This window comes from Methylobacterium sp. WL1, from assembly GCF_008000895.1.
In the GTDB taxonomy this organism is placed as follows: domain Bacteria; phylum Pseudomonadota; class Alphaproteobacteria; order Rhizobiales; family Beijerinckiaceae; genus Methylobacterium.
On record NZ_CP042823.1, the window covers coordinates 4,366,163 to 4,391,180 of the forward strand.

Annotated in this window: 34 protein-coding genes and 4 pseudogenes; 21 read left to right on the plus strand and 17 right to left on the minus strand. The window is 69.2% G+C overall.

Features of this window, described 5'->3' with window-relative positions:
• Positions 1-2 precede the first annotated feature (2 nt).
• From FVA80_RS21225 to FVA80_RS31490, 12 genes are all read left to right on the plus strand, one after another.
• Positions 3-380 carry a response regulator gene (locus FVA80_RS21225; protein WP_348642413.1) on the plus strand — a complete coding sequence of 126 codons (378 nt, stop codon included), beginning with the start codon at positions 3-5 and terminating at the stop codon, positions 378-380.
• A 450-nt stretch (positions 381-830) separates the two neighbouring features.
• Positions 831-1,652 (plus strand): methyl-accepting chemotaxis protein, encoded by an 822-nt coding sequence (locus FVA80_RS21230; RefSeq protein ID WP_187193453.1) that lies wholly within the window; start codon positions 831-833, stop codon positions 1,650-1,652.
• A gap of 95 nt (positions 1,653-1,747) precedes the next feature.
• Positions 1,748-2,131 carry a response regulator gene (locus FVA80_RS21235; RefSeq protein WP_147910771.1) on the plus strand — a complete coding sequence of 128 codons (384 nt, stop codon included), beginning with the start codon at positions 1,748-1,750 and terminating at the stop codon, positions 2,129-2,131.
• 50 nt (positions 2,132-2,181) lie between these two features.
• Positions 2,182-2,991: an STAS domain-containing protein gene (locus tag FVA80_RS21240; protein WP_246692064.1), complete on the plus strand. Its 810-nt coding sequence runs from the start codon at positions 2,182-2,184 to the stop codon at positions 2,989-2,991.
• Positions 2,991-3,380 carry an STAS domain-containing protein gene (locus FVA80_RS21245; RefSeq protein WP_147910769.1) on the plus strand — a complete coding sequence of 130 codons (390 nt, stop codon included), beginning with the start codon at positions 2,991-2,993 and terminating at the stop codon, positions 3,378-3,380. Before FVA80_RS21240 ends, FVA80_RS21245 begins: the two co-directional genes overlap by 1 nt.
• Positions 3,358-3,813, plus strand: a complete 456-nt coding sequence (locus FVA80_RS21250) for an ATP-binding protein (protein WP_147910768.1) — start codon at positions 3,358-3,360, stop codon at positions 3,811-3,813. Before FVA80_RS21245 ends, FVA80_RS21250 begins: the two co-directional genes overlap by 23 nt.
• Positions 3,810-4,223, plus strand: a complete 414-nt coding sequence (locus tag FVA80_RS21255) for an ATP-binding protein (RefSeq protein ID WP_147910767.1) — start codon at positions 3,810-3,812, stop codon at positions 4,221-4,223. Before FVA80_RS21250 ends, FVA80_RS21255 begins: the two co-directional genes overlap by 4 nt.
• A complete protein-coding gene (locus tag FVA80_RS21260; RefSeq protein ID WP_147910766.1) occupies positions 4,220-4,819 on the plus strand; it encodes a SpoIIE family protein phosphatase in 600 nt (199 codons plus the stop codon). Before FVA80_RS21255 ends, FVA80_RS21260 begins: the two co-directional genes overlap by 4 nt.
• Positions 4,820-4,825: 6 nt before the next feature.
• The gene (locus tag FVA80_RS21265) at positions 4,826-5,848 is read left to right on the plus strand and encodes an ATP-binding protein (RefSeq protein WP_147910765.1); all 1,023 of its coding nucleotides are present in this window, start codon (positions 4,826-4,828) and stop codon (positions 5,846-5,848) included.
• 160 nt (positions 5,849-6,008) lie between these two features.
• On the plus strand, positions 6,009-6,230 hold the full coding sequence (locus FVA80_RS21270; RefSeq protein WP_147910764.1) for a hypothetical protein: 222 nt from the start codon (positions 6,009-6,011) through the stop codon (positions 6,228-6,230).
• A gap of 135 nt (positions 6,231-6,365) precedes the next feature.
• Complete coding sequence (locus tag FVA80_RS21275; protein WP_092038138.1) at positions 6,366-6,587, plus strand: hypothetical protein; 222 nt, start codon at positions 6,366-6,368, stop codon at positions 6,585-6,587.
• Between the two features lie 337 nt (positions 6,588-6,924).
• Positions 6,925-7,101 carry a hypothetical protein gene (locus tag FVA80_RS31490; protein ID WP_246692065.1) on the plus strand — a complete coding sequence of 59 codons (177 nt, stop codon included), beginning with the start codon at positions 6,925-6,927 and terminating at the stop codon, positions 7,099-7,101.
• A gap of 21 nt (positions 7,102-7,122) precedes the next feature.
• Here the strand turns inward: FVA80_RS31490 and FVA80_RS21285 are convergent, their stop codons facing one another.
• The 6 genes and pseudogenes from FVA80_RS21285 to FVA80_RS21310 all read right to left on the minus strand — a co-directional run bounded on the left by FVA80_RS21285 (position 7,123) and on the right by FVA80_RS21310 (position 11,009).
• A complete protein-coding gene (locus FVA80_RS21285; protein WP_147910977.1) occupies positions 7,123-8,562 on the minus strand; it encodes a TAXI family TRAP transporter solute-binding subunit in 1,440 nt (479 codons plus the stop codon).
• A gap of 137 nt (positions 8,563-8,699) precedes the next feature.
• Positions 8,700-9,083, minus strand: coding sequence for a CsbD family protein (locus FVA80_RS21290; protein WP_147910978.1), 384 nt, complete (start codon positions 9,081-9,083; stop codon positions 8,700-8,702).
• A gap of 64 nt (positions 9,084-9,147) precedes the next feature.
• The gene (locus FVA80_RS21295; RefSeq protein ID WP_147957821.1) at positions 9,148-9,351 is read right to left on the minus strand and encodes a CsbD family protein; all 204 of its coding nucleotides are present in this window, start codon (positions 9,349-9,351) and stop codon (positions 9,148-9,150) included.
• An 87-nt stretch (positions 9,352-9,438) separates the two neighbouring features.
• A pseudogene (locus FVA80_RS21300) lies at positions 9,439-10,363 on the minus strand (PhnA-like protein).
• Positions 10,364-10,409: 46 nt separating this feature from the next.
• On the minus strand, positions 10,410-10,778 hold the full coding sequence (locus tag FVA80_RS21305; protein WP_147957870.1) for a CsbD family protein: 369 nt from the start codon (positions 10,776-10,778) through the stop codon (positions 10,410-10,412).
• A gap of 72 nt (positions 10,779-10,850) precedes the next feature.
• The gene (locus FVA80_RS21310) at positions 10,851-11,009 is read right to left on the minus strand and encodes a CsbD family protein (protein ID WP_147910252.1); all 159 of its coding nucleotides are present in this window, start codon (positions 11,007-11,009) and stop codon (positions 10,851-10,853) included.
• 543 nt (positions 11,010-11,552) lie between these two features.
• Here FVA80_RS21310 and FVA80_RS21315 point away from each other — a divergent pair.
• The 5 genes from FVA80_RS21315 to FVA80_RS21335 all read left to right on the plus strand — a co-directional run bounded on the left by FVA80_RS21315 (position 11,553) and on the right by FVA80_RS21335 (position 13,948).
• Positions 11,553-11,846 (plus strand): hypothetical protein, encoded by a 294-nt coding sequence (locus FVA80_RS21315; RefSeq protein WP_147910251.1) that lies wholly within the window; start codon positions 11,553-11,555, stop codon positions 11,844-11,846.
• Positions 11,843-12,073: a hypothetical protein gene (locus FVA80_RS21320; protein ID WP_147910250.1), complete on the plus strand. Its 231-nt coding sequence runs from the start codon at positions 11,843-11,845 to the stop codon at positions 12,071-12,073. Before FVA80_RS21315 ends, FVA80_RS21320 begins: the two co-directional genes overlap by 4 nt.
• 151 nt (positions 12,074-12,224) lie before the next feature.
• Positions 12,225-13,187, plus strand: coding sequence for a transaldolase (gene tal, locus FVA80_RS21325; protein WP_147910249.1), 963 nt, complete (start codon positions 12,225-12,227; stop codon positions 13,185-13,187).
• 134 nt (positions 13,188-13,321) lie between these two features.
• Positions 13,322-13,570, plus strand: coding sequence for a hypothetical protein (locus tag FVA80_RS21330; RefSeq protein WP_147910248.1), 249 nt, complete (start codon positions 13,322-13,324; stop codon positions 13,568-13,570).
• 141 nt (positions 13,571-13,711) lie between these two features.
• A complete protein-coding gene (locus FVA80_RS21335) occupies positions 13,712-13,948 on the plus strand; it encodes a hypothetical protein (protein ID WP_147856405.1) in 237 nt (78 codons plus the stop codon).
• A gap of 126 nt (positions 13,949-14,074) precedes the next feature.
• Here the strand turns inward: FVA80_RS21335 and FVA80_RS30650 are convergent, their stop codons facing one another.
• The 4 genes from FVA80_RS30650 to FVA80_RS21345 form a co-directional block, all read right to left on the minus strand.
• On the minus strand, positions 14,075-14,215 hold the full coding sequence (locus FVA80_RS30650) for a hypothetical protein (RefSeq protein ID WP_187193454.1): 141 nt from the start codon (positions 14,213-14,215) through the stop codon (positions 14,075-14,077).
• On the minus strand, positions 14,215-14,448 hold the full coding sequence (locus FVA80_RS21340; RefSeq protein ID WP_147910247.1) for a hypothetical protein: 234 nt from the start codon (positions 14,446-14,448) through the stop codon (positions 14,215-14,217). The genes FVA80_RS30650 and FVA80_RS21340 overlap by 1 nt, the downstream gene beginning before the upstream one ends.
• A 137-nt stretch (positions 14,449-14,585) precedes the next feature.
• Entirely contained in the window at positions 14,586-14,744 is a 159-nt protein-coding gene (locus FVA80_RS30655; protein ID WP_187193455.1) for a hypothetical protein, read from the minus strand.
• Between the two features lie 176 nt (positions 14,745-14,920).
• A complete protein-coding gene (locus tag FVA80_RS21345; RefSeq protein WP_147910246.1) occupies positions 14,921-15,784 on the minus strand; it encodes a class II aldolase/adducin family protein in 864 nt (287 codons plus the stop codon).
• A 217-nt stretch (positions 15,785-16,001) separates the two neighbouring features.
• On the opposite strand from FVA80_RS21345, the gene FVA80_RS21350 reads away from it, so the two are divergent.
• Positions 16,002-16,907, plus strand: a complete 906-nt coding sequence (locus FVA80_RS21350; RefSeq protein ID WP_147910245.1) for a LysR substrate-binding domain-containing protein — start codon at positions 16,002-16,004, stop codon at positions 16,905-16,907.
• A 179-nt stretch (positions 16,908-17,086) separates the two neighbouring features.
• Positions 17,087-18,463 (plus strand): SAF domain-containing protein, encoded by a 1,377-nt coding sequence (locus tag FVA80_RS21355; protein WP_147910244.1) that lies wholly within the window; start codon positions 17,087-17,089, stop codon positions 18,461-18,463.
• Between the two features lie 567 nt (positions 18,464-19,030).
• Here FVA80_RS21355 and FVA80_RS21360 read toward each other — a convergent pair.
• From FVA80_RS21360 to FVA80_RS21395, 7 genes and pseudogenes are all read right to left on the minus strand, one after another.
• A pseudogene (locus FVA80_RS21360) lies at positions 19,031-19,516 on the minus strand (PLP-dependent aminotransferase family protein); the annotation flags it as partial.
• 121 nt (positions 19,517-19,637) lie between these two features.
• Positions 19,638-19,856, minus strand: a pseudogene (locus FVA80_RS21365) (transposase); the annotation flags it as partial.
• A 22-nt stretch (positions 19,857-19,878) separates the two neighbouring features.
• Positions 19,879-20,359: pseudogene (locus FVA80_RS21370) on the minus strand (IS481 family transposase); the annotation flags it as partial.
• Between the two features lie 719 nt (positions 20,360-21,078).
• Positions 21,079-21,447: a hypothetical protein gene (locus FVA80_RS21380; RefSeq protein ID WP_147910243.1), complete on the minus strand. Its 369-nt coding sequence runs from the start codon at positions 21,445-21,447 to the stop codon at positions 21,079-21,081.
• Positions 21,448-21,457: 10 nt separating this feature from the next.
• The gene (locus tag FVA80_RS30660; RefSeq protein ID WP_187193456.1) at positions 21,458-21,634 is read right to left on the minus strand and encodes a hypothetical protein; all 177 of its coding nucleotides are present in this window, start codon (positions 21,632-21,634) and stop codon (positions 21,458-21,460) included.
• A gap of 563 nt (positions 21,635-22,197) precedes the next feature.
• Positions 22,198-22,407, minus strand: a complete 210-nt coding sequence (locus FVA80_RS21390; RefSeq protein WP_147910241.1) for a hypothetical protein — start codon at positions 22,405-22,407, stop codon at positions 22,198-22,200.
• Positions 22,404-23,030: a sigma-70 family RNA polymerase sigma factor gene (locus tag FVA80_RS21395; RefSeq protein ID WP_147910240.1), complete on the minus strand. Its 627-nt coding sequence runs from the start codon at positions 23,028-23,030 to the stop codon at positions 22,404-22,406. The genes FVA80_RS21390 and FVA80_RS21395 overlap by 4 nt, the downstream gene beginning before the upstream one ends.
• A 249-nt stretch (positions 23,031-23,279) precedes the next feature.
• Between FVA80_RS21395 and FVA80_RS21400 the strand changes: the two genes are divergently transcribed.
• Positions 23,280-24,740 (plus strand): helix-turn-helix transcriptional regulator, encoded by a 1,461-nt coding sequence (locus FVA80_RS21400; protein WP_147910239.1) that lies wholly within the window; start codon positions 23,280-23,282, stop codon positions 24,738-24,740.
• Positions 24,741-24,832: 92 nt separating this feature from the next.
• Positions 24,833-24,994, plus strand: a complete 162-nt coding sequence (locus FVA80_RS21405) for a CsbD family protein (RefSeq protein WP_147910238.1) — start codon at positions 24,833-24,835, stop codon at positions 24,992-24,994.
• Positions 24,995-25,018 lie beyond the last annotated feature (24 nt).

The window sequence follows — 25,018 nt, forward strand, 5'->3', positions numbered from 1 at the left end:
CCGTGTTGGCTACGACGATCATGATTGTTGACGATTCCCCCACGATGCTGATGAGCATCGAGGGCATCCTGGGCAAGGCCGGGCTCGGCGTCGTGAAGGCTGCCAGCGGCGAACAGGCCCTGGAGACCCTGCAGGCGGGCACCAAGCCGAACCTGCTGATCACCGACCTGAACATGGGGGCGATGAACGGCATCGACCTCATCCGCCGGGTGCGCAAGCTCCCGGGCCTGCAGTTCATCCCGATCCTGATGCTGACCACCGAGTCCCAGCAGGACAAGCGCAACGAGGCCAAGTCGGCGGGCGCCACGGGCTGGATCGTCAAGCCGGTGGATCCGGAAGCCCTGCTCAAGGTGATCCGCCAGCTCGTCCCCGGAGCCTGACCATGGCCTGTGCGATGCCGCCGCGCGCGATCCGATGGCTCGGCCCGCTCTGCGCGGCGCTGGCCGCCGTGGCGCTCGCCGCCGTCGGCACGGCCGCGTTCGGCCCCGTGCCGGGTGTCGCCGCCATCGCGGCGGTCGGCTTCGCGGCGACATGGGCAGCCAGCTGGGCAGCCAGTTGGGGAACCGGTTGGGCCGCGGCCCGGGCCGCGGCTGCGGCACGCCCGCCGGCCGGCCCGGAGGCGCACGGGTCTCAGGAGACCATGCCGGCGGCGGCGGCGGCGCCCCCCGGAGGATCGGCGGGATGGGCCCGCCGGGCGGGACGGGGCGGACCCCACGGAGATCCAGGCCACCCTGGCCGAACACCTCGCGGTCTACGACCGCCTGTTCGAACGCGCCGCCACCGACACCGCCTCGGTCACCGTCGAAACCGAGGCCGCCGCCTACGACATCATGACCAGCCTGCGGGAGGTCGACGGCGCGATGACCGAGCTGCTGTCCTTCCTCGACCTGTCCGGCTCCAACGCCCGGGTGATCGAGATCGTGGACCAGACCGACCAGCAGCTCACCACGAACCGCCAGCTGATCGGCGACTTCCTGGTCCGGCGCGATCAGGACATGGCGGAGTGCCGGCAGCGGCTCGACGAGCTCGACGTCGCCACCGCGCAGCTGACCCGGGCCACCGATGGCGTGCAGTCCATCGCCCGCCAGACCAACCTGCTCGCCCTGAACGCTACCATCGAGGCGGCCCGGGCCGAGGCGGCCGGCGCGGGCTTCGCCGTGGTCGCCAGGGAGGTCAAGGAACTCTCGAGCGCCTCGGCCGACACCGCGACCCGGATCGCCCGGGACCTCGCCTCCTTACGCGAATCCATCCGGGAGAATTTCTCCACCCTGGTGACGGACCGCGTCGAGGACGAGCGCGGGGAATTGATGAAGATCGCCGCGGCGATCGCCAGCCTGACCGAGAACATGGAGCGCCTGGTCGCCCATCAGCGCGACACGCTGGTGAAGGTCCAGGAGGAGAGCACCCGCATCGCGCAGCCGATCGTGCGGCTGATCGGCTCGATTCAGTTTCAGGACGTCACGCGGCAGCGTCTTCAGCATCTCGAAGGTATTTTCGCCGCAGCGCGCACGCATCTCCAGGCGCTGGATCTATCGAATCCCTTGACGAAATCTTGGCACGACGTTAAATATTTTGCAGACATCGCGCTCTCAGAAGGACCATCTCCTCCCAAAAGAGATGTCAATGCGATGAACGATATCGAATTGTTTTAGGAATTAGTGACATCCCAATATTACTAACGCGCATGCGTCCTGTAATCAGGTCTTTCGATGCGCCATTCCCACAGACACGCCAGGAGAATTGATCGATGGCATCGATCCTCCTGACGGATGACGTTCCGGTCGTCAGGATGACGGTCCGGCGGTTTCTCGAGCGCGGTCAGCACCGGGTCGAGGAATGCAGCTCCGCCGCCGAGGCGGAGACGCTGCTGGCCGGCCGGCCGTTCGACCTCCTCGTCACCGACCTGTGGATGCCCGGCCGGGACGGCCTGACGCTGATCGGCTGGGTCAAGGCGAACCGGCCCGGCCTGCCGATCATCGCGATCACCGGCGGCGCCCCGCGGGCGCCGCAGCTCTTCTCGATGGAGGAGGCCGCGCGCGTCGGAGCCGACCGCGTGCTCATGAAGCCGGTGGGCATGCAGGAGCTCCTGGCCGCCGTCTCCGCCCTCGCGCCATCGGCCGCCAAGGAGTGACCGAACTTATGTACGGCCTCGGACAAATCCTCCTCCAGAATCGGGCAGGCGTGCTGGACGCGTGGCTCGCGCACCTGCACGACGCCGCCCCGGCGGCCCAGCCGGCCTCGCTGCAGCTGCTCAAGCTCGAACTGGGCACGCTGGTCGAGAAGCTCACGGCCTACTTCCTCGCCAGCGAGGGCGAGGGCGCCGGAGCAGCCTTCAGAACCGTCGAGCAACAGGCCGCCACCATCAGCGCCGCCTGCGCCCGGGACGGCCTGACGCCGATGGAGACCGCCGAGCTGATCCTGGCGCTGAAGGCGATCGCAGGCGCGCTGCTCAACCGCCAGGCCGGCGACGGGATCGCCGAGCCGGACCAGGCGCGCGTCGCCTTGGACACGGCGGTGGACAAGCTGGCCCTCATCACCTTCGCGACCTTCGTCGAGACCCGCGAGGAGATCATCAAGCGCCAGGGCCGGGCCCTCCTCGACCTGGCGACCCCGGCCCTGCCGATCTGGCGCCACATCATCCTGATGCCGCTCGTCGGGATCATCGACACGCAGCGGGCCCGGCAGGTGATGGAGTGGCTGCTGGAGGCGCTCGCCCGCGAGGAGGCGCATATCGCGATCCTCGACGTGACCGGCGTGCCGCTGATCGACAGCCGCGTCGCCCTGCACCTGACCAAGACCGTAGAGGCCGCGCGCCTGCTCGGCTCCCGGGTGATCGTCACCGGCATCAGTCCGGACGCGGCGCAGACCCTCGTGAAGCTCGACGTGGACCTGTCGAGCATGATCACCCGGGGGACCCTGCGGGCCGGCCTGGCCGAAGCCTTCCGGCTCCTCGGCGAGAATGCCAAGGGCCCGATCGAGACGATGCTCTGATGCGCGTCCCCATTCTCCGGCTCGGCCGCGTCCTCCTGACTTCCCTGCCGGCCGACCTGACGGACCAGCAGGTGATGGACCTCCAGATCGACGCCCTCGCGCTGATCCAGGCCGGGAAGGCCGACGGTCTCGTCATCGACATCACGGCCGCGGACGTCGTGGATTCCTACATGGCCCGGATCCTGTCGGAGACGGCCAAGATGGTGAAGATCATGGGCGGGGTCGCGGTCCTGGCCGGGATGCAGCCCGCCGTGGCCCTGACCCTCGTGGAGATGGGCCGGGGCATGATCGACATGGAGACCGCCTTCGATCTCGAGGGCGGCGTGGCCAAGGTCGGTCGGATGGTGGCGTCCCGCGGAGGTCGCCATGACGAAGTCCCGGCCGCCTGATCGCGACGGACCGGAGCCGGAGGTGTCCGGCACCGCGACGTGCGCGGTCGTCGACATCCGGGGCCAGGACGACATCCTGCGGGCCCGCCAGGCGAGCCGCGCGGCCGCGGCGGCGATCGGGTTCGGCACCGTCGACCAGACCCGCCTGGCCACGGTCGTCTCCGAACTCACCCGCAACACCCTGACGTATGCCGGCGGCGGCGCGTGCCGCGTGCTGACCCGGGTGACCGCCCACGAGCGGAGCATCGTGATCGAGGTCGAGGATCAGGGCCCCGGGATCGCCGACATCACCGGCGCGATGACGCGCGGATACTCCACCGGGGGCGGCCTCGGGCTCGGCCTCGCCGCCGTGCACAAGCTGATGGACGACATGACGATCGAGACCCGTCCGGGCCGCACGCTGGTCCGGACCGGGATGACGAGGCGCCGATGAGTCCGGAGCCGGACGTGGTGACCGTCAGGGTGACGAGCGAGATCGACGCCGCCGAAGCGCGGCAGGAGGCCCGCCGGCTCGCGCTGCGGCACGGCTTCACCACCGTGCGGGCGCACGGCCTGGCGACGGCGGTCTCCGAACTCGCGATGAACCTCGTCCTCCACACCGACCGCGGCGGCCTGATCCGGCTGACCGCGCAGGATGCGACCGGGGCGGCCGTGATCGAGCTGGTCGCCGAGGATGACGGCCCGGGGATCCGCGACCTGACGCTGGCCATGGAGGACGGCTACTCGACCCGCGGCGGCCTGGGCTGCGGCCTCCCGGGGACGCGCCGCCTGGTCGACGCCTTCGCGATCACGTCGCATGTCGGGGAAGGAACCCGGATCGTCTGCCTGGTGCGGCGGCCATGAGCGCGCGTCCGCAGATCCCAACACCCGTGATCGCCGCGGTGACCCGGACCTATCCCGGCGAGACTGCGTGCGGCGACATGGTCGCGTGGTGGCAGGAGGGGGACGCCACGCTGGCCTGCATCGTCGACGGCCTGGGCCACGGGCCGGACGCCCACCATGCCGCCCGGAGCCTGCTCGCCCTGGTCGAGGGACAGGTGGGCGTCGAGCCGACGCAGCGGCTCGCCACCGCCGACCGCGCCATGCGCCACACCCGCGGCGCCGCCGCGGCCTTGGTGCGGATCGACCCCGCCGCCGGGACCATCACGACGGCGGCGGTCGGCAACATCCAGGGCGCCCTGTTCGCCAAGCGGACGCTCCGGTTCGACGGCATGCCGGGGATCGTCGGGGCTGGCCTGCGCCCGCTCAAACCCCTCGTCGTGCCGTTCGTCCCCGCCGACATCCTGGTTCTGTGGACCGACGGCCTCCGGCCAGTGGACCTGGAGGCCGATCCGCCCTCCCTGCGCGGCGATCCGGAGCGGCTCGCCGCGGACCTGATGGCCAGCCACGGACGCGCGAGCGACGATTGCGGCGTCCTGTGCGTCGCCTTCCGGGGGTGAGGCCGGATGGAACACCTCCTGCGGCGCTACACCGACGGCATGGCGCGCTACGTCGCCACGGCCGCCGAGGCCCCGCTCCTCGACATCGAGGAACTCGGCCGCCTGGCGATCACCGACGACATCTCCCTCGACGAGATCGCCGGCCTGCATGAGGGCGCGGCGCTGGCGCTGTCCGACCGGGGCGTGCCGATCAACCAGCCGGAGATCATCCGGCGCATGTCGGCCTGCCTGAGCGCCTTGATGGTCTCGGCCGCGGTGGCGTACCGGACCAAGATCGACCTGCTCGAGCAGCATCGGCAGCAGGAGCGCGATCGGACCGAGCGGGACCGGCAGCGGCTGGAGACGCTCGGCCAGTTCGTCGGGTCGGTGGCGCACGAGCTGAACAACCTGCTCCAGCCGGTGCGCGGGATGACCGAGCTCATGCTGGCCGACCTGACCGAGGGGCGGCCGCCCGAGCGCGCCGACCTCGAGACCGTCGAGGCCTGCGCGATCCAGGCGGTCGGCGTCATCCAGGGCATCCTGGGCTATGTCCGGCGGGAGACGATCGCGCCCCAGAGCCTCGCCTTCGGGGCCGCCGTGGCGACGTCCTGCACCTTCATCCGGCCGATGCTGCGCGAGCCGTTCGCGGTCGTGATCCGGGACCGCGACACCGAAGTCCTGGCCCTCCAGGGCGAGTTGACCCAGATCCTGCTGAACCTGCTCCAGAACGCCGTGCAGGCCGGCGCGACGGACATGCGGGTCGCGGTCGATCGGGTCGAAGTCGACCGGGTCGGCGGCGACTGGGCCGGCGCCGGATCGCGGCCGCGGATGCGGCTCCGGGTGATCGACGACGGGCAAGGGATGTCGGCCGACGTCGCGGCGCGCGCGCTGGACCCGTATTTCACCACCAAGGCGAGCGGCCAGGGCACCGGCCTCGGGCTCGCGATCGTCCGAAGCATGGTGCTCGGCTGGTCGGGCGACCTGCAGCTCCAGTCCGAGCCCGGGCGCGGAACCACCGTCACCCTGCTGCTGCCGGTCTCGGCCGGCTGAGCCGCCCGGGGGCGGACGCCGTAAGGCCGCGCCGCGGCTGGACTTTCCGGCATCGATCAACAGCCCTCCACCGCAATCGCCGGCGGGGCGCGCGAAAGAGTTGAACCGCCGCGGTTTCCGCGCTTTGTTCGCTATATGTTCTCAACAGGACGGATTGGCGATGCACACGAACCCGCACGAACCGCCGGTGGAGATTCGGCTGAGCGAGGCCGAGGCGATCGCGCTGGCCTATCATCGTGCCGCCCGGGGTGACGCCTGGACCGCTCTGGTCGCGGCGATCACGGACGCCCTGACCGATCTCGGCGAGGCCGAACGACGGGCGGTTCTCCAGGGCCGGCTGATCTCCCGGGGCTATGCCCGCTGCCGGACGGGGGCCGCCTGAGCGCGCGCGCAGTTGACCACAGGGGAGCGCGGACCAAGCCGCCATGGCATCGGTGTCTTGCAACCGGATGCAATTTCTGGTAATATTTCCTGCGTTATGAATATAAACACGGATTCGCCCGCACGGGAGCCGGCCATGGGCGACATCAACGATGAACGGCGCCGCCTGTCGGCGACGTGGCTCAACACCATCGCGTCCGGCGTCGTCTCGGCCGGCTCCTGCGGCTCGCTGCTGGCCTACAGCTTCGGCCCGCGGCCCGGCATCAGCGGCCTTCAGGTGCTGGTGGTCTCGACCTGCGCGCTCGGCCTCGGGGCGACCCTGCACCTCCTCGCGCGCGCGCTCCTGAACAACCGGTGACGGGACCGCGCGGGACAGGACCGCCGGCAGGATCTAAGACACCGACGAACCTGCCGATCCGGGACCCATCATGACGCCGGCTGAGCGCGACCGCTTCGAGAAGTGCCTCGCCCTGGCGGCCCGGGCGCGACCGCGGGCGAGCGGGAGGCGGCGCGGTCCGCCGCCGAGCGCATCGCGGCCGGCGCCGGCCTGACGCTGGCCGAGGCGACCGCGGCCTTGCGCGGGTCCCAGCCCTCGGCCGCCCGGGAGCCGCCGCACCGGCCGCCGCCCTCCCCCGCGGCGGCCCTTCGCGTGGGCGCAGCCGAAGGAGCCGGTCAAGCCGATCACGGTCGAGGAATTGCGGCGCCAGAAGGCCGAGACGGACGCGTGGAAGAAGCGGGCGGCCGCCTCGGCCGAACTCAAGCGGAAACGGGAACGGGCCGAGCAGGAGGCCTACGCCGCCCTTCAACGCGCCGAGCAGGCCGAGCGCGACCGGGAATGGGCCGCCGCACGGGCCCGCCGGACTGCGCCCTGAAGTCCGCAATCGCCCGGCGGATCACGACGTGCCGGGGCCGGAGGCCAGGGTCTGGCAAGTGAGGGTTTGGCCTGCGAGGTCGGTGGCGTCGTCCGCGTGGCGGCCGGCCGCGAGGGCGCGCTTGACCGTGGAGCGGGCCGCGTCGATCGCGATGGCCGCCGCCGACAGGGTCCTGGCCTCGGTCGGCCGCTCCAGGGCGTGCTTGGCGATGTCGCCGGCGAGGTCGTCGATCTCGCGGGCCAGAGCGGCGAGGCGCTCGGGCTCGGTACGGCCGCCCCCCTCCGTGTCCTGGACCTCCTGCCGGATCGCCAGGAGCCGGTCGGTCGCCTCCTCGATCCGCTCGCGCCGCAGGCGGGACAGGCGCTGCCCGACCCACGCGAAGGCCGAGCCGATGCCGCCGCCCAGGAAGGCGACGAGGTAGATCCAGGTCTCGTAGCGCTCCACGAAGCTCTGCTGCTCGCGCTCGAAATAGTCGACCGCGCCCGGATGGATCGGCAGCCGCGCGCTGGTGGCCCCGGCCGTGCTCTCGTAGGCGGGGGCCTGGACGTAGTCGGCCGCCGGGGCGACGTTCGCCATGCCGCTGCGCAGCTCGAACAGGTGCTGGGTCACGTCCGCCGCCACGGAGCGGGGCAGGCTGGAGCGCGCCATGAGCCGGTAGGACGCCCCGACCGTGTGGACGTCCGCCTCCGGCACCTTGGGACTGCCCCCGAAGGTCTCGGCCGGCATGCTGACCATCTGGAGGCGCGGCATCCGGGCCACGATGGCGTCGGCATTCTCCACGTCCACGAACGCGACCTTGCGGCTGCGGCTCGCCGCCTGGACGCGCTCCACGATGCGCTGCGCCGTCGGGGCGGTGGGGGCGATCACCGAGACGACGGCATCGACCTGCTTAGCGGTCAGGGCGTTGGTGAGGTCGGCCTCGCCGACTTCCACGAGGGCGACCTGTCGGGGCGGAAGCGGCCCGGTGATGTCCCGGCCGGCCAGGGTCAGGCCGTAATGCGCCAGCATCGACCGGATCAGCGTCTCGTCGGCGTCCCGGTGGGCCAGGATGGCGAGGCGCTTGCGGTCGAGGTCGGGGAACTTGGTGATGCCGGACGCCTCGGGCGACGCGATGATCATGGCCTGATCCCGCAGGATCGCGAGCGTCAGGCCGTTATCCGGCAACGCGACATCGGGACGGACCACCGCCAGGTCGGCGCGACCGTCGCGAAGCGCCTCGGCGCTGTCGCGCACGTCGTCGAAGGGCAGGATCGTGAGGCGAATTTCCTTGTGCCGCTTCGCCAGGGCCTCCGCGTAGGCCTGGATCACCGCCGGCTCGGTGCCGTCGCGCGGGGCGACCGCGACCGTCAGAACCGTGGCGCGCGAGGCCCAGTAGGCGAGGGCGGCGGCAAGCCCGAGCCCGATGGCGAGCGCCAGGAAGACGATCTCCGGACGCAGGAGGAGTTTTCCGAACCGCCTCATCGGCCGCGCCCTCCCGGGGCCTCAACAGGACGGCGCCCGGCCCCCCGGGGAGGCCGGACGATGTCGGTCGCCGATGCTCTACGACCGCCCGACGGTTGCGGAAAGACGCGTCCGACGTGTCCGGATCGGACGCGCGATCAGCGGCCGCGGCGGGTGAGCCAGCCGGCCGCGAAGGCCAGGGCGGCGAGGCCGAGCAACGTGCTGGTGCGGTTGCCGTCGGCGTAGCGGACCGCCTGGCGGCCGTAGACTTCACCGCGGCGGCGGGCTTCGCGGGCGAGATGGCGACCGTCGTCGATCAGGCCGTCGGCCCGCTCGTAGGCGGCGTGGGCCAGGTCGCGGCCGTCCTCGGCGAGATCCTCGGCGCGGTCGCGGGCGCGGCCGTAGGCGTATTGCGCCCCGCCGGCCACCTGGTTCACGGCGCCGCGGACCTGGCGGGCCGGATCGCCGGTGAGGCCGCCGAGGGTGGACTGGGCCCGGCCCTTCACGTGCCGGGACGCGCCACGGATCTGGTCGCGGTTCATGCTGCTCTCCTGGTTTCGCGGTTGATCGGGGCGGGACCGGGCTGGCCGGCCCCGCCGCTCGGGCTCAGTGCTTGCCGGTGATCTTGTCGGCGAGGTTCTTGGCGCCGTCCTTGGCGTCGCCGACGGTCTTCTGCGCTTCGCCCTTGAGCTCCTGGGCCTTGCCCTCGGCCACGAGCTTGTCGTTGCCGGTGACGTTGCCGGCGGCCTGCTTGACGTTGCCGACGGCCTCGTTGGCCAGGCCCTTGATCTTGTCGGTGGTGCTGCTCATCGAAGGTCTCCTTGCGGGGTGCTGCGGGTGGCCGGCTCGTGCCGGTCGGGCGATGTCCCCGCCGGGAGGGCGGGGACCGAGGGGGGATCAGGCGCGGCGGGCGTCGTAGGCGCCGACCAGGGTCTCGGCCTTCGGGGCGCCGAGGCGACCGCCGAAGAAGGCGGCCAGCGCGCCGAGGATCAGCGCCAGGGCGGCGTAGAAGGCGCCCTGCGTGGCGGCGGACTTGGCCGCCACGGCCGCCGCCTCGGCCTTCTGCTTGGCGGTGGCGACCGCCTGGTCGTACTGCTTCTCGTAGTCCTGGATCTGCTGCTTGGCCTGGTCGACCGGGATGTTCTGGGCCTTGGCCAGGGCGTCGGCCGCGCGGGCCTCGGCCTGGGCCTTCTGGCTCGGATCGCCGGTGAACAGCGCCTTCACGGCGGCGACGGCGGCGTCACGGGCGGCCTGCGGGTCCTGGCCGGCGGCCTGCTGGCGGACCGTGCTCTCGATCCCGTCGAGCGGGTTCGTGATCTTGGACAGCGACGGCGCGGCGGCCTGAGCGGCCGTCTGCACGGTGCCGCCGACGAGCGAGCCGGCCCCCGCCCAGGGTGCTGGTCACGCCGCTGAACGCGCCGCCGACGATGCCGCCGACCGCCGAGGTCAGCAGGTACAGCACCACCAGGGTGGTCACCGCCCAGGACACCAGGCCGTGCAGGCCCGCCGTCCCCGCGAGCGGCCTGCCGGACAGGCGCCCGGCGATGGCGCCGCCGATCAGCGAGGCGACGATGCCCGAGGCGACGAACCAGACGCCCGCGCCGATCGAGGCGGTCGAGGCGGCCGGGTTGTCGGCGGCCACGGGGCCGAAGGACGAGAGCCCCACGCCGGCGCCGACCAGGTTGAGGATCACCTGGGTGACCAGGGCCGTGGTGGCGCCGGCGAAGATGGCGCCCCAGGAGACCTGGTTGAGCAGGACGGCGCGGGTATCGGCCTGTGCCTGGCTGGCGAGGGGTGGAACGGTGGTCTGGATCGTGGTCACGCTGCTACTCCGGGTCGTCGGTCGTCGTTGAAGTGAGATCTGCGGTTCAGTCGCGGCTGGCGCTGACGAGGAGGCCGAGGCCGAAGCCGACCAAGTCGGCGACCAGCAGGGAGGCGAGCGGGTACTCGGCGACCTGATGGCTCACCTCGCGGGTTCCCCGGCGCAGGTAGTGGCCGCCGCGCTCGTAGGCGTCCTCGGCGTAGTCGGCGGCGTCGTCGGCGTAGGTGGAGGCTTGGCCGGCAGCCTGTCGCACCGTGTCCTTGGCCTGGCCGTAGAGGTTCTCGGCCTGCCCGCTCGCTTCGCGGAACCGGCCTTCGACCGAGTCGCTCTTCGAGCCGGTGAGGTCGCCGACCGCGCTCTGCACCTTGCCGCCGAGATCCTTGGCGGCGCCCGTGATCCTGTCGATGTCGACCATGTCGTTCTCCGGTGATGGGTTGGTGTGTTTCGGGGGATGGCGCCCGCGAGGAGCGCCGGTTGGAAACCTGTGTCAGTCGGTGCCCGGCTCGGCCTGTTTCGGAGGCCGGGCCGCACGCTTCTGCCGGCGGCCCTCTGCCTCGACCTGGGTATCGCCGGTGAGCTTGCCGATGGCCTCCTTGACCGAGGCCTTGAGATGCTCGGGGGACAGTATCTTCGCTCGGTTGGCCATGGGCGCCCTGCTGCGTTCGAGATGACCCGGGACCAACCACCAGATGCGCTTCGTAACAGCGCAATCAATGGTATAAATATACCGCTCCTGCGAAAGTATTCCCTCTGATTTTTGCGATGGCCGGTCGAGCCGGCACTACGAAATGGCGCGTCAGCACGATCGGTTGACCGGCGATGCCTGTTGCGCGATCCGTTCCGCTCCCGCATGGTCTCCCTGCCCTATCGGCAGCGGGGCACAAACGGGTTGCGCACAAGCAGGTTCCCTCACCTGCGTTGTTTTCACTGGTATGCCTGCATCACTGACGCAGTTGTTATCGACCAGGGCCAATGTCCGGCGTGCTGCAGTCCGATGCATCGGATCGGCTCCGAGGCCGGCCCGATCCCCCGATGGGGGGTGCCGCGGCCCTCCACTGCCGGACGTCACCGCCGGGCCCGAACAGGCCGGACCACCCCGGGCGGTGCATAAAGCCACAGGGGCGGACCCATCCGGCGGGCGGCCTGTTGCTAACCGCCGGCCGCATCGGCGGGTCAACGAGGTTCAGAAATGGCAGAACAACTCTCCGGTCAGGACGGCCGGCAGGGCAAGCGCGGCAAACCTGCGCTGTATGTCTTGATCGTCAGCGTGGCGCTCATGGCCGCGGCGCTCGCCGGGCTGATGACCTGGCAGGGCGCCAGTTCCCCGCCCGATTACGCCAGCAAGAGCCAGGACGCCTCGCGCAAGCAGATCACCGGCAGCGAGAACGGCACGGGCGGCACGGCCTCGCCGTCCAACAGCAGCGCGGTTCCGGGCGGCAACCCGTCCTATCCCCAGCCGGCGACCCGCAGCGCCAATCCGTGACCCGGCACGACCACCGGTGCGCGGCGGAGATCTGCCGCGAGCAGGGTTGGGGCGTCGGGACCTGCCTGATCGGCGACGCCGGCTACGGCCCGACGGTGATCCGGATCACGGCGTTGGGCGACACGGTCATGCTGGCCAAGATCGTCAGCCACGGCCGCATGGCCGTGGCCTACAACGAGGCACAGGCGTGGTCCCTGTCACTGCGCGACTGGCGGGCGGTCGGCTGATCCCGGTCCGGTGTGGTAAGAAGCGCGCCGGGACGGGAGCGGTATCGCACCGGCGGCGGCGACGCGAACCCCGCTGGACGATGCGCGCCGGGGCCTTTGGCCGCGAGCCCCGGTCCGCGACCGTCGGCTGTGCCAAACGACGAGGTGAACGATGACATCGCTGCTCGATCAACTCCGCACCATGACCGTGGTGGTCGCCGATACCGGCGACATCGGCGCCATCGAGACGCTCAAGCCGATCGATTGCACCACCAACCCGTCGCTGTTGCTGAAGGCCGCCGGCATGGAGGGCCTCGCCCCGATCGTCGACGAGGCGGTGGCCTGGGGCAAGGCGCAGGGCGGCGAGACCGAGGATGTCGTCCAAGCGGTGGCCGACCGGCTCGCCGTATCGGTGGGCGTCGCGTTGACCAAGCTGGTGCCGGGGCGCGTCTCCACCGAGGTCGACGCCAACCTCTCGTTCAACACCGAGCGGACGCTGGAGAAGGCCCGGGCGATCATCCGCGCCTACGACGAGCGCGGCGTCTCGCGCGACCGGGTGCTGATCAAGATCGCCTCGACCTGGGAGGGGATCCAGGCGGCCCGCGTGCTCCAGCGCGAGGGCGTCGACTGCAACCTGACCCTGCTGTTCTCGCTGGTCCAGGCCATGGCCTGCGCGGATGCCGGCGTGTTCCTGATCTCGCCCTTCGTCGGGCGGATCACCGATTGGTACGCCAAGGCCGAGGGGAAGACCTTCACGGCCGCGGAGGATCCGGGCGTCCAGTCGGTGCGGGCGATCTACGCCGCCTACAAGGCGCGCGGGATCAAGACCGTCGTGATGGGTGCCTCGTTCCGCACCATCGGCCAGATCCAGGCGCTCGCGGGCTGCGACCGGCTGACCATTTCGCCGAAGCTGCTGGAGGAGCTGGCCGCGACGGAGGGCGATCTCCCCCGCGCCCTGTCGCCCGAATCCTACGGCGAGCCGCCCGAGGTGCCGGCGACGGACGAATTCTCGTTCCGCTGGGAGATGAACGAGAGCGCCATGGCCACGGAAAAGCTCGCCGAGGGCATCCGGCAGTTCGGCAGCGACCTGCGCGCGCTCCACACCCTCATCCGCGAACGGCTGGCGCGGGGGTGATCTGAACGCGGATCCAACATGGTGCGGTGCGGCCCGGCCCGTAACGCGGGTCGGACCCGCGTCCCGCCGGTGGATCGTTCAAGGTAACAGCCGAGTTTAGTCCCCGCCGCATCGGTCGCGGTTCGGAGTGAGCCGTGTACAATCCTTTCTTCTCGTGGATGATGCTGGCGATCGAAGCCCAGCGCGTGGTCGAACTGCGCCTCGTCCGCCTCGCCTGGGGCGGCAGCGAGGGGATGGCCGAGGCACACTCCATGGTGACCGAGAAGGTGGAGGCCGCAGGCGAGGCCATGACGACGCTCATGCTCGGCGGCTCGCCCGAGACGGTCATCGCACGCTACCGCGAGCACGTCGCCTCGAACACCAAGCGTCTGACCGCGGCCTGACGGTCCGGCGACCGCCGTCACTGCCCCATGCGGGCTGGGCGGCAGGCCCCGATCGGGGTACCTCTTCTCTCGCCGAGGCGCGATATCGCCCCCGGCGACGGTCGCCTGACGTGCGGCCCAGGACGGATCTGAACGCCTGCCATGATCGAGCCGAACCAAACCGCCTTCATCGTGAAGGTCGCCCGCCGGGACGAGGACACCCCGGACTGCCTGCTGACGGTGTTCTACGCCGTGATCGCGGACGATCCCGACAGCGGGGTCAAGATCGTGCGGGAGGCCGTGAAGGATGGGGCCGAGGTCACGCTGACCGAGGTGCGCCTTTCGCAGGCGACCGCACAGGCCATCGACCTGCGCCCGGGCTACGCGCGCGCGCTCTGACCGGAATTCGGCTTCCACGCCCATCCGTGTTGAGGGGCGAAATCGGATGGGCGTGGAAGGCCAGCAATCGGCTGGTGCAATGGGCGTAGAGCGACAGGGTTAACGGTTCCTTACCGCCGCGCCCGCTCAGGAATGCGGTGCGATCCAGCCGAGGACCGACGCGCAGCGCTCGGCCTGGAGGCGGGTTAACCCGGAGGCGACCGCCGCGCCGTTGCGGTAGACCACGAAGGTGCCGTCGTCGGTCGCGCGGATCTTGATCGACGCCATCACGCGTCTCCGCCGACGAACGCCTGAAGCTGCGTCAACCCGCTCGCGGTGATCTGCCAGGTCGCGAGCCCGTCGCTGACCGCGATCCGCTCCAGGTGGCCGACACTCTCGAGGGCCGTGAGCCGGCTGTGATCGCCGGGCCAGGATGCGTTCGGCTTTCGCTCAATGGAGATCCGAGATTTGCCGGAACCGGCGGCCTTATTGAGCAGGCGGCGCTCGTGATTGACCAGCATTGGCACTCCTGGGCAGTTCCAATCGGGACGCATTACTTACGTACAAGCTGGCCTATATGGCCAAGCTTGGCAACCCCATGCCCTGAAAAGCCCATGCTCTGAAGACCCCATGCATCGGTCCATTTCGTCGCCCTGGATCAGGATGCCAGCGCCAGGTCCGCCCCGGCGAAGCCCAGCCCGGCCAGGAACAGGCAGCCGCCCATCCTTTCGAGCAAGGCCCGGTATCGCGGCGCCCACAGGGACGCGGCGACCAAGCCCGTGCCGGCCGCCACGCAGAACACGCCCAATCCCATCATGCCGGCCTCCCGGTCGAACCGCGCCGCGGAGACGACCGCTCCCGAACCCGAAAGGTTGCGGCCCCTATGGGTTGTCGACAGGCAAATCTTGCGTCGCCGGCGGAGGGGCCGGCCCTGCGGACGGCCCTTTCGGAAAGCCGCGACCCGTTCGCGGCCGGCTTCGTACCGGCGCGACCTCACGCGAACATGTCGGGCTGCGTCGCGGCGATGTGGCTGTAGAGGGTCTGGAAGTGCAGCCAGCCGATATAGTCGCTGCCGACATGCTCGCGGCTGTAGCGGGCGGTCTTCTCCGACAGGAGCTGTGGCTTGATCCCGGTCGCCTCGATCAGGAGTTGCTGCTTGCAGACCCGCTCCAGGGCGATGAACCAGAACGCCGCGTCGTCGATGCTGTGGCGGCTGCAGGTGAGCAGGCCGTGGTTCTGGTGCAGCACCCCACGGTTGCGGCCGATCTGCTGGGCCACCGAGAGGCCGCTCGCCTTCTCGACCGCGACCGCCCCGGCCGAGGCGCCGATCACCGCGTGGCTGTCGTAGAAGGCAGCCGCATCCTGGCTGATCATGTCCAGCGGCCGGCCCGTGGCGCACCAGGCGGTGCCGTAGGTCGTGTGCGCGTGGCACATCGCCATCACGTCGGGGTGCTCGTCGTGCACGGCGGCGTGGAGCACGAAGCCGGCGCGGTTGATCGCGTAGCGTCCTTCGACCACGTCGCCCTTGTGGTCGGCCAGGATCAGGTTCGACATCCGCACCTGCGAGAAGTGCACGCACATCGGGTTGGTCCAGTACAAGTCCGGGCGCTCGGGATCGCGGATCGTGAGGTGCCCGGCGAAGCCGTAATCGAACCCGTGCATCGCGAAGGCCCGGCAGGCCGCCACGAGGTGCTGCTTGCGGTATTCCCGTGCCTCGGCGTGGTTGGCGAACTGGGGGATCTCCGGGAAGATCAGGCCTGCCTGCTCGGGCTGGTAGATCGAGGTCCGCTTGCGGCCGGCGCTGTCGGGGGGCAGGTCGATGGCGACATCGCTGTCGTGGGCGTGGTCGTCGAGCATGGCGTGTCCTCTCGTCGGGTGATGCGGGAATGCGGACCGTCCGCGTCCAGCCCGGCGCGGGGCCATGCCGAACGGCGGGGTATCCCCGGCCGCCCCGGCGCGTCTGGCTGTCGTCCCGGCCGTCTTCGCAGCCCGATCGGCACTATCGTGCCACCATCCGTCGTTGACAAACGACGATTTTTCACGATTTCCGTGAATCCATTTCACGGATTGCAGCATGCGGCAGATCCCGAGCTTTCCGGCGCTGCGGGCCTTCGAGGCGGCCGCGCGTCTCGGCAGCTTCGCCCGGGCGAGCGAGGAACTGCACCTGACGCCCTCGGCGGTGAGCCACCAGGTCCGCGCACTGGAGCGCATTCTCGGGCGCGCCCTGTTCCGGCGCGCCAACCGCCGGGCCATCCTGACCGCCGACGGCGAGCGCCTGTGTGCCGGCCTCGCGCGGGCCTTCGACTCCATCGAGGCGCTCTGCGCCGAGCTGAGCCCGCCGTCGCCCTCGTCGCTGGCGGTGCATTGCACGCCGAGCTTCGCGGCGAAGTGGCTCGGGCCCCGGCTGCCCTCCTTCGTGGCGGCGCATCCCGGCATCGGCATCCGCCTCTCCAGCGGCGCCGAGCCGGTCGATCTCGCCCGACACGAAGAGATCGACATCCTGATCGCCTATGGCAGCCCCCCGACCGGCCCGGGATTGACGGTCGAGGCGCTCGGCCGGGAAGAGATCGCGGCCCTGTGCACGCCGGATCTCGCCCGGGCGCTCGGTCCGGTCGAGGCCGCGACGGTCGCGCGCATCCCCCGGCTGGACTCGTCGTTCAGCCCGGTGCGCTGGCCGGACTGGTTCGCCCTCAACGGCTTGCCGGCGCCGGCCTCGGCGCCCGGGGCGGCGTTCGATCGCGGCGCCCTGGTGATCTCCGCCGCGGTCCAGGGGCTCGGGGTGGCGCTGGAGAGCCTGCGGTTCGCCCAGGCCGAACTCGGCGCCGCGCAGCTGGTGCGGCTCGGCGAAGGCCGCCTGAAGAGCCTGTACCGGGACCTCCACTTCATCTGCACCCGTGCCCGGGACCGGGATCTGGAGAAGATCCGGGCGTTCCGCCGATGGCTCCTCGAGCGGGAGCACGAGAGCCGCGTCGCCGGCTAGGCTGTGCCACCTGGCGGCAACGTCCCTTCGTCGCCGCATGGGCCAGGGTCGCGGCATGGGCAGGTGCACCGCATGGGCAGGTGCGGAAGCGCATGATAATGCCGAACCGGCAAGACCCCACAAACGCGGCGGGCACGCGCGGAGAGGTCCGACCGACCGCGAAACGCCGGGAGAGCGCCATGTCCCTGTTCGCCAAGCTGCAGCGTCGCGCCGACGAGGGTCGCCCCGTCCGCGTCGGCCTGATCGGCGCCGGCAAGTTCGGCTCGATGTACCTGTCCCAGGCGCCCCGGACGCCCGGCATCCACCTGATCGCCGTGGCCGACCTGTCGCCGGACAGGGCGCGCCAGGCCCTGCGCCGGGTGGGCTGGGACGAGGCCCGCTTCGCGGCCCCGACCCTGGAGGAGGCCGCGCGGACCGGGGCGACATGCGTCGGCGACGACGCCGACGCCCTGATCGCCAGCCCGTTCCTGGACATCGTGATCGACGCCACCGGCAGCCCGGCCGCCGGCATCCGCCACGCCCTTAAGGCCTGCGAACACCGCAAGCACATCGTGATGGTCAACGTCGAGGCCGACGTGCTCGCCGGCCCGCTCCTGGCCCGCCGCGCCGCGGAGGCCGGTGTGATCTACTCCATGGCCTCGGGGGACCAGCCGGCGCTCATCGCCGAGCTGGTCGACTGGGCGCGCACGATCGGCCTGGAGGTGGTCTGCGCCGGCAAGGGCACGAAGTACCTGCCGGCCTACCACGCCTCCACCCCCGACACGGTCTGGGGGCATTACGGCTTCAGCGCCGAGCAGGTCGCCGGCGGCGATTTCAACGCGCAGATGTTCAACGCCTTCCTGGACGGGACCAAGTCGGCCCTGGAGATGGCCGCGGTGGCCAATGCCTGCGGGCTGACCCCGCCCCGCGACGGCCTGGCCTTCCCGGCCTGCGGGGTCGACGACCTGCCCACGCTCCTGCGTCCGGTGGCCGATGGCGGGATCCTGACCGAGCGCGGCACCGTCGAGGTGGTGTCGTCGCTGGAGCGCGATGGGCGCCCGGTGTTCCGCGACCTGCGCTGGGGCGTCTTCGCGGTGTTCGAGGCGCCGAGCCGCTACGTGCAGGAATGCTTCGCGCAATACGGGCTGAAGACCGACGCCAGCGGCCGCTACGCCGCCACCTACAAGCCCTACCACCTGATCGGCCTGGAACTCGGGATCTCGGTGGCGTCCATCGCGGTGCGCGACGAAGCCACCGGCGCCACCGGGGCCTGGCGCGGGGACGTGGCGGCCATCGCCAAGCGCGCCCTGAAGGCCGGCGAGCGCCTCGACGGCGAGGGCGGCTTCACGGTCTACGGCACGCTGATGCCGACGGCCGATTCCCTACGGGAGGACGCCCTGCCGATCGGTCTGGCGCACAACCTCGTCCTGACCAACGACATCCCGGCCGGCCATCCGGTCCGCTGGAGCGACGTGGCCTACGATGCGAGCCATCAGGCCATCCGCATCCGGCGCGAGATGGAAGCCGTGTTCCGCGCCGAGCTGGGTCTGGCGTCACCCGCACAACAGGTCGCTTGACCGACAGATAGGCCCGGCCGCTCCGGCGCGGCTGGGCGTCTGAGGATCGCACGGACACGGGATCGCGCTGACGTTCCCTGTCAGGCACTACGCCAGATCCTGAGAGTGGTTGGTTGTCTGCGACGGGAAAGGGCTAGGCCCTGCATCCGTCCTGTACTTCGTAGGAATGGCGCGCCAGTCTGAACAAAAATGCGAACACTTATGTCATTGAGGTCGCGCGATAATTTTAAAGCCTAGCGGCTACCCGGTACGCCACTATCGGCGTGAGACCTTACCAAGTCGCAACCCGCCCTCCGAAACCGGACGTTCCGCAATGCGCCCATTCCGGACATTCGGCCACCAAATGGTATATCCCCTAAGCAGACCTTAGCACGGGGCTGTTAGCCTTTCGCGTTGGGTGCTTCGGCAGACCGCGGTCCTCGACACTACCAGCCACCTAAAAAGTCGGACCGAACGACCATCGGCGGCGTCGCGTTTCCCTATCATCCTACGGGCGAAGGGTGCGGCTGCCATGCGTATATTGAGGGGACCGTCTGAGCGCTCCGACCCTTGCCTGCCTGGGGCAATTCAGATGTAGGCTGACGCAAGAACCGGCGAGCCTTTGAGGGCGTGGGCGAGCACCTCCAGTCCGTGCGTAATCTGCTGCCGAGTCGAGGGGCCGCCGAGACAGAGACGCACCGCTTCCGGTGGCGGTCCCGCGACGCAAAACGGATCGCTGCCGATCACGCCGAGCCCTGCCGACCGGCCTTGGCTGGCGAAGGCCGAGCGCGTCCAGCCCGCCGGCAGCGTGATCCAGAGGTGGAACGCATGCGGATCGGCGGTGTAGGTCCCAGCCAGTAGCAGTGCGGTTGCGATACGCTGGCGTGCAGCCAATTCAGCGCGAACGAACTGCACGATAGCCTCCGCCGTGCCATCCATAATCCACCTCGTCGCCAAGGCCGTCGAAATCGGCGAGGCCATGACCGTGGCAGCACGCAGGGCGCCGCCCAGCGGCAGGGCGGAACGGGCGCATGGGGCTACCAGGAAGGCGAGCCGAAGACCGGCGCCCAGACATGGAGTTGACCCCGTTTGTGGTCCACGGCCTATGCAAATTCTCGGGCTGTTGGAGTTGACCCCGTTTGTGGTCCACGGTCTAAGCAAGTTCTTGGGCTGTGACAGCTTGGTTGGCGAAGGCTCAGAGCGTCAAGCCGCCCAGGGCCGTGTGGGGTCGATCTTCGTTGTAGTGGCACCTCCATTCCTCGATGCGCTCGCGGGCATCGGCCAGTGACAGGAACCACGAGGCGTTCAGGCACTCCACTCGGAGGCGGCCGTTGAACGACTCGATGTAGGCGTTGTCGGTCGGCCTGCCCGGTCGGGAGAAGTCGATCTCGACCCCGTTCAGGTAGGCCCATTGCCCGACGGTATCGGTGGCCGCAAACCCGGTCGATCGCCAGGAACAGGATCAGTTTGCCGTCCGCGTGGCGCGACTCGCACCTATCGATATGCGCGTAGCCGATCTCGTAGGTCTTGAAGCGTTTGCGTGCCTGCGCCGTCTCGGCTGCCGGAAGACGGCAGATGCCGTGCCGTTGCAGGGCCGAGCGGCTCAAGTTCGGGATCGTGTCGCGCAGACAGCCCAGGACATCGGCGAGCGGCAGCAGCGTCCGACCCCGGAACTCGACCACGATGGCTTCCTGGGCTGACGTCAGCACGGCACTCTTGGGCATCTTCCGCCCAATCGGAGCGTCGGTCGTCACCCCGCGCCCGCGCCATTTGGCGACCGTCTTCGGGGTCAGGTCATACGCCACGACAAGGGCGCGGCTACTTTCCTTCGACCTTTGGAGTTCGGCTCGTCCTTAGGCCGGCTCAGGATGAGGCACGCGGCGTCGTTCGGGCGCTACCGTGAAAAATTCCTGCCACGAAGAATTCCTGCCAGAGTACAACCTCCGCCTGACGCATCAGCGTCCATGATGCACCATCACACGTCGGGACTGTACACCCTGAGTTCGGCTGGAAGCATTGCGGGTGCGATGCGCCGGCGCGCAGTCCATTCCTCGCGAACGAACTTCACGAGGGCCTCGCTGTGCCAACCCTGGAGAAGGCGGGGGACCGACGCCTGCAAGGGGGGATCCGGATTCTCAGCGCAGGACGGCGCCCGGATCGAACCGGGCGCCTCGTCACAAGTCACCAGCGCTGATGCCAGCCGCCGCCGTGCCAGCCGACATGCCTGTAGCCGCCGTGCCATCCCCAGGGACGATGGAGGCCTACATGGCGATACCCACCCCATCGGTGCCAGCGCCGGCCGTACCAGCCAACCCGGCGGTAGCCGTAGAAGACCGGACGATAGACGACTGGGCGGTACACTATGTTCGGGCGGTAATATCCGTAGAATCCGCGGTGCCCTCCGATGCCGCAGCCGTCCCGTGCCTCGGCAGCCCCGGCGGTCGCAGCAATCGTACCAAGAGCGAGAACGGCCGCCCCAGCGATTTTCATCCGCATTGGCATCTCCTCTATTGTGATAGATGCTAAACAAGCATATCTAATTTGCGGTTGCGATATTATTCTGAGATTTTTGTTTCCTATTATGTCGGGAGACGCTCATCTTGTTTCGCAATGTCAATGGCGAGGTGCCTGCCACGTCAGCCGAACTTGCTTGCCGTCCAGCGACCGCTGCAGGAAACAGGACCGGCGAGGTTCCAGCGCCCTGATCCGGCGGATGCTCGGAGTCGTCCCTTGACGGCGATGCTGGCCAGCCCGCTCTTGATCGAACCGACGATGCGGCCGTCGTCCGCGACCCGTCCGGAGGCGTTGGTCATGCTGCCGCCCGGGTCATCGACGGCGCCGTTACGAACGACGATAGGATATCGGTACGGCCCAGTGCAGCTGCCGCCATCGACGGTCGCGGAGACCGACCATCGCCCATCGAATTTGGTCTGAGCAGCGACTGGAGCTGGGGCGACGCACGCAATGGTCAAAGCCAGCGCGGAGATCTTCCAGTGGGGTGACATGGGCTCCTCTTCAGGACCGGCCCGTCAGGGGCGGCACGATGTCGTCGTCGTCCAGGGACAGATAGCGGACCATGAGTTCGCCCGTGGCCCGGGCCACGAAGTCCGCTATCGGCTCGCCGGCATGGGGCGGGATGAGTTCCGTCAAGCGCAGACCCCCGAGGGTCGCCATGAGTTCGGAACGTGCCATGCCGGACTCGACGGCTTCCTGGATGGCAAGCGCCTCGTATGCCTCCAAGGATATGCTCAGGCGCGTTGGCCCGGGTCGGTCGGCACACCCGGAAGAGGATCGGAGTCGATCCCAGGTTCGACCCGCTCCACAATGGGCGTATCCTTATAGGGCACGGAGGGCTCGTCCGGCCCGAGCGGCCGCTCGTCCGGAACCGGTCGCGACGGCGTCTCCGGAGAGATGTCACCTCCGGGATTGGGGTCAGGCATACCGGGATTGGCCATTCGTGAGATCCTCCAGGGCCATTCGTGATGGATCGCCTACGGGCCAGACGCGCGCCCGGAGCGGCACGACGCCCGGCCCTGCGGCCATGCCGGACCTGATCGGGGAAATTCTTATGGCCCCGGCACACCGTCGAAGCCGTCTCGCCGCTCGCCTCGGGGAGTCCGTCGATAGCGGAAAGATATATCCGTCATGCCGGCGCTCAATGATGCAGATGCATCATTTTTAAGGGCAACGATTTGGTATAATCGAACGTGATGGCGACGCCCGAGTGTCCTGCCCCTGCAGCACCCGCCCAGGACTTAGAACTCGGTGGGTGCCCGGACCGGGCATCCGGCGAGTTCCTCGAAGTCCCCGCCGTAGCCGAGGGCGACAGCCTTCCAGAAGGCCAGGCGCTGGTCGGATGCGCGTTCCCGCAGGTAGCTGTTCAGGGCAGCCCGGACCTGTGCGGCGAGGGGGGAGGGATCGAACGGTAGGCCGACCTCCTCGGCATCGGGTGTCGGCGCAGTCAAGACAGACCCAAGGCCGTAGCGAACCGCTCCCGCGCCCGGCTCACCCGGCTTTTCACTGTGCCGACCTGGCAGCCGAGGATGGCAGCCGCCTCCTCGTGCCGGAGCCCGTCCACCGTCACCAGCAGCAAGGTCTCGCGTTGGTCCTCGGGAAGGGTCTCCAGCGCGCCCTGCAACTCGGAGAGGGCGATCCGATGCTCTTGGTCGGGTGCCGATGACAGCGTACCCGCGATGGCCCCGTCAACGTCCTCGATCTCGCGCCGCATGCGCTGGCTTTGGTTCAGATGCGTGTTGCGGAGGATCGTGAACAGCCAAGCGATGAGGTTCGTGCCGTCCTCGAACCGGAACCGGTGTTCCCAGGCCTTGAGCAGAGTCGCCTGGACCAAGTCGTCCGCTTGGGCGGCGGCGGCCGTCCGCACCAGGGCGAAGCGGCGCAGGCGCGGCACGAGGGCGATGAGTTCGTCGCCAAACGATTTTGTGACCTGTCGTTCCGCCTCGGCGTCGAGTAAGGCGGCACGGAGGCGAAGCAAAACCTGGCCGAGCCGCGTATCGTCTTCGACCGCATCTATTTCAGGGATGAGCTCATTCAGTTGCCGTCCGATTGCATCCTGGACGTGACGGGGCAATCCCTCGATCGGCGAAGGTTCGTCAGAGATCGTTCTTAAGTACATGCAGGGGACTCGATCTTCATGCAGGCAACGACTGGTTGTATCCGCCCCTATACGGTGGAGATCACAAAAACGGTTCTGACTGATCGATCACGTTCACGTCAATGATCCAAATATACCAATCGATCGCTAGTCTGCACTGGAACCCTCCTGTGCGGTGGCCTGTTACGGCTTGGCTTGATTCAGGCATTGGGAGGGTGGTCGAAGGTGACGGTTGGCGTCGACAGGCATGAGCTTCGGCAGATCATCGCCGGCCTCACCGAAGGGGTGATCCTGGTCGAGCCCGACCAGTCCATTGCCTACGCCAACGAGGCTGCCCTCGCGATGCATGGCGCTGAGACTATCGACGAACTTGGCGGGACGGTTGACGCCTACCGCGAGCGTTTCGCGCTTCGCTACCGCAACAACCACACCCCGAACCAGTATCCGATGGAGCGCGTCGTCTCCGGCGAGCGCTTCCACGACGTCATCGTCGACGTGAAGCGGACCGACCGGCCCGACGTCGACTTCGTCCATTCCCTGCGCAGCCTCGTCGCGACCGACCATGAGGGCAATCCGAGCTGTCTCGCGCTCATCCTGAAGGACGTCTCGGACCAGTTCGAGGCCGAGGAGCGCTTCGAGGCCACCTTCAACGCCAACCCGGCCCCGGCGGTGATCTGCCGGCTCTCGGACCTGCGCCACGTCAAGGTGAACCTCGGCTTCCTGGAGATGACCGGATACACCCGCGACGCCGTGATCGGGCGCAGCGTCTACGAGGTCGACGTGCTGGCCGGCGCCCGGAGCCGGGACCTGGCGATCAACCGGCTTAACCAGGGTGCCACGATCCCGCAGATGGAGGCATGCCTCGACCTGCCGGACGGCGGCACCCGCTACGTCATCGTCGCCGGCCAGCCGATGGAGTTGGGCGACGAACCATGCATGCTGTTCACCTTCGCCGACCTGGACCTGCGCCGGAAGGCGGAGACGGCATTGCGCCAGAGCGAGGAACGGTTCGCCAAGGCGTTCCGCCTGACGCCCGTGCCCACCTTGCTGGCGCGCGCTGACGGTTTCGCTGTCACGAGCACCAACGAGGCCTTCACCCGGGTATTCGGCTACGGAACGGACAAGGTTTCCGGGCGCTCGCCAGCGGATCTCGGCCTCTGGGTCCACGATGCCGCCCGGATCAAGTTCGAGACGGCGGTGGCGCGCACCGGTTACGTCCTCGGCCTGGAGGTCTGCCTCAGGCACGAGGACGGCACCAACTTCGATTGCCTGGTCTCGGCCGAGCGCGTGGAGATCGGCACCGAGACCTTCGCCCTCATGGTCCTGCAGGACATCACCGAGCGCAAGCGCAGCGAGCGCGAGCTGTTCGAGGCCATCGAAGCGGTGATGGCCGACACCTCGTGGTTCAGCCGCGGGCTGATCGAGAAGCTCGCCAACCTGCGCCGGCCCGGAGCCGACCACCAAGACGGCATTGTCCCGAACGTCACGGTGCGCGAACGACAGATCCTGGACCTGATCTGCCAGGGGCTCGGAGACGACGCCATTGCCGGGCGGCTCCACCTTTCCAGGAACACGGTGCGGAACCACTCCGCGTCGCTCTACCGGAAACTCGGCGTCCACAAGCGCTCCGAAGCGATCGTCTGGGGCCGCGACAACGGTTTTCCGGCCTCCGGCCCTGGCAAATAAAAACCTGCCAACTGGTACATCTGCATCATTGTTCGGCGGGATCGGCGGGCCACCTGACGGTTGCGTCAATCGTCCAGGCTTTGGAGAGCACCGTGAACGCCCAGAAGACGACGGACAGCTCAGAAAAGATCAGAGGCTCGATCGCGGAAGCCATTGGAAAGTTGGTCGGCGCCCCCAAAGTCGAGGCTGAGGGCAAGTCCCAGCAGAAATTACCGAAGTCCGCCGTGAAACCGGAGGCCACCCCTAAGCCCTAGCCTCGGTCAAGCGTCGCAGCCGAC